Annotated in this window: 1 protein-coding gene; it reads right to left on the reverse strand. The window is 67.8% G+C overall.

All coding sequences use genetic code 11. The annotated features are described in order from the left end of the window. Positions 1 to 133 precede the first annotated feature (133 nt). Positions 134 to 1,345 (reverse strand): MFS transporter, encoded by a 1,212-nt coding sequence (locus ACR9ZJ_RS19305; RefSeq protein WP_481288680.1) that lies wholly within the window; start codon positions 1,343 to 1,345, stop codon positions 134 to 136. Between the last annotated feature and the right edge of the window lie 10 nt (positions 1,346 to 1,355).

The following is a 1,355-nucleotide window of genomic DNA, read 5'->3' on the forward strand; positions in this document are numbered from 1 at the left end:
CGGTGTGGGAAGCCCTGGAGGGAGCCGACTTGTCGGCGATCCCGCGGCAGCGGGCCAGGTATGGGCAAGCACCCATCACCGACAGGGTCGGCTCCCACCAAACGGGTTCCCCCCGTGGTCTCGGCGGGTCTTCTTAGCGGGCGTCCCGCTTGGGGCTGGGCAGCAGTGCCGCAAGCAAACCGATCAGGGGCAGGAAGGCGCACACCTGGTACACCGCCTCGATGCCGATGTGGTCGGCCAGCTCGCCGAGCACCGCCGCGCCCAGGCCGCCCATGCCGAACGAGAAGCCGAAGAACAGGCCGGAGATCATGCCGACACGGCCTGGCACGAGCTCCTGTGCGAAGACGACGATCGCGGGGAAGGCGGAGGCCAGGATCAAGCCGATCGCCACGGTGAGCGGCGCCGTCCAGAACAGGCTGGCGTGCGGCAACAGGAGAGTGAAGGGCAGGGCGCCGAGAATCGAAAACCAGATCACCCGCTTGCGTCCGATGCGGTCGCCGACGGGGCCGCCGAGCACCGTTCCCACCGCCACCGCGCCGAGGAAGACGAACAGGTGGAACTGCGCGTTCTCCACCGACACGCCGAAGCGATGGATCAGGTAGAACGTGAAGTAGCTGGTGAGGCTGGCGAGGTACACGTACTTCGAGAAGATCAGCGCGAGCAGCACGGCGATGCCACGCCGCGCCTCCCGCGTGGGTGGAGCGAGTTGCGCGTGCTTGCCGGCGTTGCTCGTCAGGCGGACCAGGCCATGATGGCGATACCACTGGCCGACGTTCCACAGGATCGCGCAGGACAGCAAGGCGAGCAGCGCGAAGAAGGCCAGGCTCGACTGTCCCCAACGCACCACGACCAGCGCCGCGGCGAGCGGGCCCAGCGCCTGACCGGCGTTGCCACCCACCTGGAACAGCGACTGCGCGAGACCGTGGCGGCCGCCCGAGGCCATCCGCGCCACGCGGGACGATTCGGGATGGAAGACCGACGAACCCATGCCCAGCAACGCCGCGCCGGCGAGCAGCAACGGGTAGGCGTGCGCCTTCGACAACACGAGCAGGCCGAACAACGAGAACAGCGTGCCACCGGGAAGCGCGAGCGGCGTGGGACGGCGGTCGGCGTAGAGGCCGATGAGTGGCTGCAGGATCGACGCGGTCATCTGGTAGGTCAGCGTGATGAGACCGATCTGGCCGAAGTCGAGCTGGAAGTCGGTCTTCAGGCCCGGGTAGATGGCCGGAAGCAGCGACTGCATCATGTCGTTGAGCAGATGACAGAAGCTGATCGCGAAGATCACGCCATAGACGGTCGTGTCCGCGCGGCGGCCGTCCAGCGCCGCGTCGACGGGGGCTTGCATGGGCTTTCCT

Source organism: Luteibacter sp. KNZ12-1A, assembly GCF_056755675.1.